This is a genomic window from Streptomyces sp. NPDC046900 (assembly GCF_040644975.1).
Taxonomy (GTDB): domain Bacteria; phylum Actinomycetota; class Actinomycetes; order Streptomycetales; family Streptomycetaceae; genus Streptomyces.
Genome location: NZ_JBEYXD010000201.1, coordinates 1 through 4,480, shown reverse-complemented (window position 1 = coordinate 4,480; position 4,480 = coordinate 1). Strand labels below are relative to the sequence as shown.

4 protein-coding genes and 1 pseudogene are annotated in these 4,480 nt (G+C 69.6%); 3 read left to right on the top strand and 2 right to left on the bottom strand.

The features are described 5' to 3' along the window. A pseudogene (locus tag ABZ904_RS50650) lies at window positions 1-300 on the bottom strand (DUF664 domain-containing protein); the annotation flags it as partial. Between the two features lie 290 nt (window positions 301-590). On the opposite strand from ABZ904_RS50650, the gene ABZ904_RS50645 reads away from it, so the two are divergent. From ABZ904_RS50645 to ABZ904_RS50635, 3 genes are all read left to right on the top strand, one after another. Further along, window positions 591-1,088, top strand: a complete 498-nt coding sequence (locus ABZ904_RS50645) for an SRPBCC family protein (protein ID WP_361831044.1) — start codon at window positions 591-593, stop codon at window positions 1,086-1,088. Then, on the top strand, window positions 1,085-1,594 hold the full coding sequence (locus ABZ904_RS50640) for a DinB family protein (protein ID WP_361831041.1): 510 nt from the start codon (window positions 1,085-1,087) through the stop codon (window positions 1,592-1,594). The genes ABZ904_RS50645 and ABZ904_RS50640 overlap by 4 nt, the downstream gene beginning before the upstream one ends. Before the next feature lie 493 nt (window positions 1,595-2,087). Then, window positions 2,088-2,219, top strand: a complete 132-nt coding sequence (locus tag ABZ904_RS50635; protein WP_361006209.1) for a hypothetical protein — start codon at window positions 2,088-2,090, stop codon at window positions 2,217-2,219. 101 nt (window positions 2,220-2,320) lie between these two features. Here ABZ904_RS50635 and ABZ904_RS50630 read toward each other — a convergent pair whose 3' ends face one another. Further along, the gene (locus tag ABZ904_RS50630; RefSeq protein WP_361006206.1) at window positions 2,321-2,665 is read right to left on the bottom strand and encodes a hypothetical protein; all 345 of its coding nucleotides are present in this window, start codon (window positions 2,663-2,665) and stop codon (window positions 2,321-2,323) included. Between the last annotated feature and the right edge of the window lie 1,815 nt (window positions 2,666-4,480).

The following is a 4,480-nucleotide window of genomic DNA, read 5'->3' as shown; positions in this document are numbered from 1 at the left end:
CTGCGCCAGCGGGAAGTCGACGGCGATCCGCATCTCGCGGTCGGGGTCCTCCTCGGTCCAGGGGCCCCGGTCCTCCTCGCCGAGGAAGACCACCTAGAACCAGTAGTACTCCACCCAGCGGAGGTGATTGACCACTCCGCTCAGGGTCATCAGCGGTGAGCCCGGCAAAAGCGCCTTGCACGCGTTCTGTGCCAAGACGCCCTCGCACTTGGCGCGGGCGGTGTCACGTGCGTAGTCCAGGAACGTGGTGAGCTGGGTGCGCTCGTCCCACGCGGGCGGCGTGTCATCGATTCTGGTCATCGCGCGAAGCGTGGCCGATCACCGCGCCCGATGTCGAGGCAATTACCGACAGGCCCGCCCTGCTCCACCCACCTCCTTGTCCGGCAGGTCGCTCCAGCAACTTGGCGCCGGCAATGCCGCCCGGCATCATCCACCGGCCCCCCCGTGCTGTCAGTCCTTCCTCGAGCCGGTTCGGTGGGTCTTGGCACAGGACGGGGCTCGCAGGTTCTCGGCCCGGCGTTGTCCTACCCGGGGTGTAGCGTCCGGGCCAAGGTCAGGTTCATGCTCTGCAGTTGACGAAGGAGCCGGGGATGACGAGGACGACAGGCGGACCACTGGTGGTGGTCTCCCGGCGCATCGACGCCCCGGCAGCAGACCTCTTCCGGATCCTGGCCGATCCCGGACGGCACCCGGACATCGACGGCTCGGGCATGCTACGCGGTGGCATCTGCGGCGCCGTCATCTCGGGCCTCGGGGACGTCTTCGTGATGCGGATGTACCACGAGCGCTACGGTGACTACGAGATGAACAACCACGTCGTCGAGTACCAGCCCGGCCGCCGCATCGGCTGGGAGCCGCGACCCGGTCGCGGGCACCCGGACGCCTCCACACCCAAGGCCGCGTGGGGCCACCGGTGGATCTTCGACCTGGTCCCGGACGGGGCCGGGGCGACGGTCGTGACCGACATCTTCGACGGTACGCGCATGCCCGTGGACAAACGCGCGGAAGTCGACAGCGGGCGCGCCTGGTGGCAGACCCACATGGCCGGCACCCTCACACGCCTCGCCGAACTGTGCGCCGCCCGGTGAACGCCGAACTCGCCGCCCTCAAGGGCGCCCTGGACCGCCAGCGCGAGCACGCCCTCGGGATCCTCCAAGGGCTCTCGCAGGAGGACCTGCGGCGGCCGATGCTGCCCAGCGGCTGGAACTGCCTGGCCTTGCTGCGCCACCTCACCCTGGATGTCGAACGCTTCTGGTTCCCGGGGGTCATCGCGGGCGAGCCGGATGTGACCGGACAGTTCACGGCGGGTGCGCAGGCACACTGGCACCTCCCCGAGACGATGAGCGCCCAGGAGGTCTTCGCCGACTACCGGGAGGCCATCGCGCGGGCCGATGCCGTGCTCGCCGCCGCCACGCCCGAACAGGAAACCGCCGCCTGGCCCGTTCAGATCTGGCCGACCTGGCGGCTGCCCGACGTACGGCACATCCTGATCCACGTACTCACCGAAGTCGCCTGCCACAGCGGCCACTTGGACGCGACACGCGAACTGATCGACGGCACCACCTGGCTCGGCGGGAACCCCTACACCGGCTGATCGAAGTGACCGGATCAGGCTCGCCGGGATCTTCAGCCCGCAGCGGCCAAGGGGGCATCCGCCCCAACGGACGCCCTACTCGCCGCGGATACGGGGCGCGTTCGCAGCGCCGGGCGGCGAGAACGTCGAGGTGGCGGACGCCGGGGTTGCACCGGCTCAGGCAGGCATGCAAGGCGCGGGCCTGCGGGCACCCGGTCGCCGCCGACCCAACGGCCGGCCCGAGCGACATCCCGCGACCCGCAGCCCAAGCCGACCAGAGACGCTCCGGAGGCGTTCGTCCACGTGCCGCGCAGCCTGCTGACCCGTTACACGCCCCGCAGCGAAGCCCCCGAGGTGCAGCCGTTCGCGTCGATCTCCGACCTCCTGCGCGACTTCCGGCACGCTGCATGGCGGCTAAAGACCCGCCGCGGTCACGCCTGCGACCGCAAGGCTACGGCTGCGGCTGCCTAAGGACGACCTCTGACTGTTCGACTCGCGGGTCCTTGCCCGGTTCGTGTTCGAGGACGACACCACCCTCGGCGTGTACGTCACCGAGGACCCGGCCGCCTGCCGGGCGCGGGACGCCGCCCGGCATCACGCCGTCCCCATCGTCAAGTTCGCCCAGCGGGTGCGTTTCACCGGGTGAGCACCGGCGTGGTACGCGCGGACGCCCTGCTGTCCCATCGGGGGCGCCCGCGCGCGTCATCGTGCCGCGTTGCCCGCGGGCGCGGTCGCGGAGGCGCGCTCTCAGCGGCCGTAGTGGTGGAAGCCGGCATATGTCCACTCGGTCCAGGTGCCGTGGTGCAGGCGGTAGAAGCGGTGACCGTCATACCGGTACCAGCCGTCATAGCGGTACCAGCCGTCGTGACCGTGGTCGTAGTAGCCGTAGCGGTCGTAGGAACCGTAGTGGCCGTAGCGGTCGTCGTTACTGTAAGAGTTCCCCCGGTCACCATGGGTGTAAGCCGCGATGTGGGGGGCGCCGGCGGGAAGGGTCGCCGCGGATGCGCTGCCTCCGGCCGCGAACAGGGCCCCACCTGCGACACCGAGGGTGGCAGCCGCAACAGCGGCACGCTTCACAAGCTTGCTAATCATGGTTATCACCCTTCATTTACCTTGCTTGCGTAATCCAGCAAGGCTTGTTGCCTTTGATTCGATATCAGTGACCCTACGAGGGTGTAGTTGGGATTTCAACTTCTTGCAGGGTGGGCTATGTCATGGACCCCCACACCGCAGACACGGAATAACCCCGACCACCCCAACCCGGGCAGCGGCTCTCCCCTCCATCACCGAGGGCTCATCACAGCAGGCCCACGACGTGAAGGCGACCCGCACGTCCCGGCCGTACCCGGCGCCGGATACGACGACGCCGCACCGCCCACCCTGTCCTTTGGCCCGCCGGCGCAAGATCCTCGACCCGGCCGGCGGTACGACCGCGTTCGGCCAAATTCGCACAGCACGGGATCCGGCGGATCCACCGCCGGCCCTCAACACCACCCCATCTGGTGGCGGACCGGCCGCCGGCAGCGGACCACCCGGTGGCGCCGCCGCCGCCACTCAGACACAACCCGCCACAGGCGAACCGGCGCCATCACGCAGGCCCCACCACTCCCCTCACAGCCCCGACCACCACCGCCCCGACCACCCCGGCCCCCACCACACGCCCGACCACGGCAGGCCACCGCGCTGCGCAATCCGCGCGGCCGAACATGGCGCAGCCAAGACCTGCGCGCGCAGGCCCCGGCGTCCTTGCACACACACCCGGCGCACCACCGCGAGGCTGCGCACGTCTGCCTGCGCGGCCGCTGCGCAGGCCGGGCCAGAAACCATCCCGACCAGCTTTGACGCCGGCCGGGCACGCGCAGTTCGGAGACGTCAGCCCGTTCATGCGGGCCGGTGCCCTGACCACGGCCCCCACCACGGCAGGTCACGGCATCGCGCAGTCCGCCCGCCGGGCAGCCCCCGAGCGCCTGCGCATCGCGGGGCGCATCGCGACGGCTTTATCCCTTCCTGAAAGGGGCGGGGAAAGGTTGAGACATCGGAACGCGTCAGGGCCGCACCCGAACCTCGGGTGCGGCCCCCATGTCCAGGCTCATCCGGGCCACCGGCGTGACGTTGGCGGAAGCCGAGGCGATCATCGACGAGGACGGCCACGGGGAGGCGGACGGTAATCCCGACGGCCTGGCTCGGGTATACGTGAGCCCCGAAGTCGACGGGTGGACGCTGGTCATCGGCTGGTGGTGCGATCCGTGCGACGGTGAGCGCAGCGACGAGGTGCTGCGTCTGTGCACCGAACTGAGCGCGCGATACGGCAGGGCGCAGGCGTACTACTACGGTGCGCAGGGCGACGGTTCGGCCTGGCTCATCGCTGAGGGGAGTGCCGTGCTGCGGCGGTACTGCGCAACCGGGCAAGCCGAAGACACTCTCTTCACGCTGGGTGAACCACTGCCACTGGAAAAGGGCCCGACGGGAGCAGTTGGGGCTGTCGCCGGCCTGAGACCAGGCGGCCGGAGACGACGAGGCCGCGAGCGAATGGAAATCGGCCGCGTTCCATCTCGCTCCCGAGATGACAGCTGTCCTGGGCGCCAGCCCCCTCACGCTGACAGCACAAACGCGGGTGCGCGGCACCGGCGTCCTCGCCCTCACCCCGCACCCCGCAAGCGCCGAGGCTGGACCCGTCACCTGAGGGCCGCCGAGATCAGGGCGTTATGGAACACCGGCGAGACGGACCGTGTGGCCGTCGGTGTTCCAAAACCCGCGCCAGGGCATCGAAGCAGTCTTTGCGCATGGCCAACCCCCCAGACAGGGACCCGCCCTAGTAGGACTCCGTTAGGTCTGTCTTGATCTTGGTGCCGTCTTGTTGGGAAGAGGCTGGTGGCAGGTGGTGCAGGTGCCGGTCCAGCAGTTCAG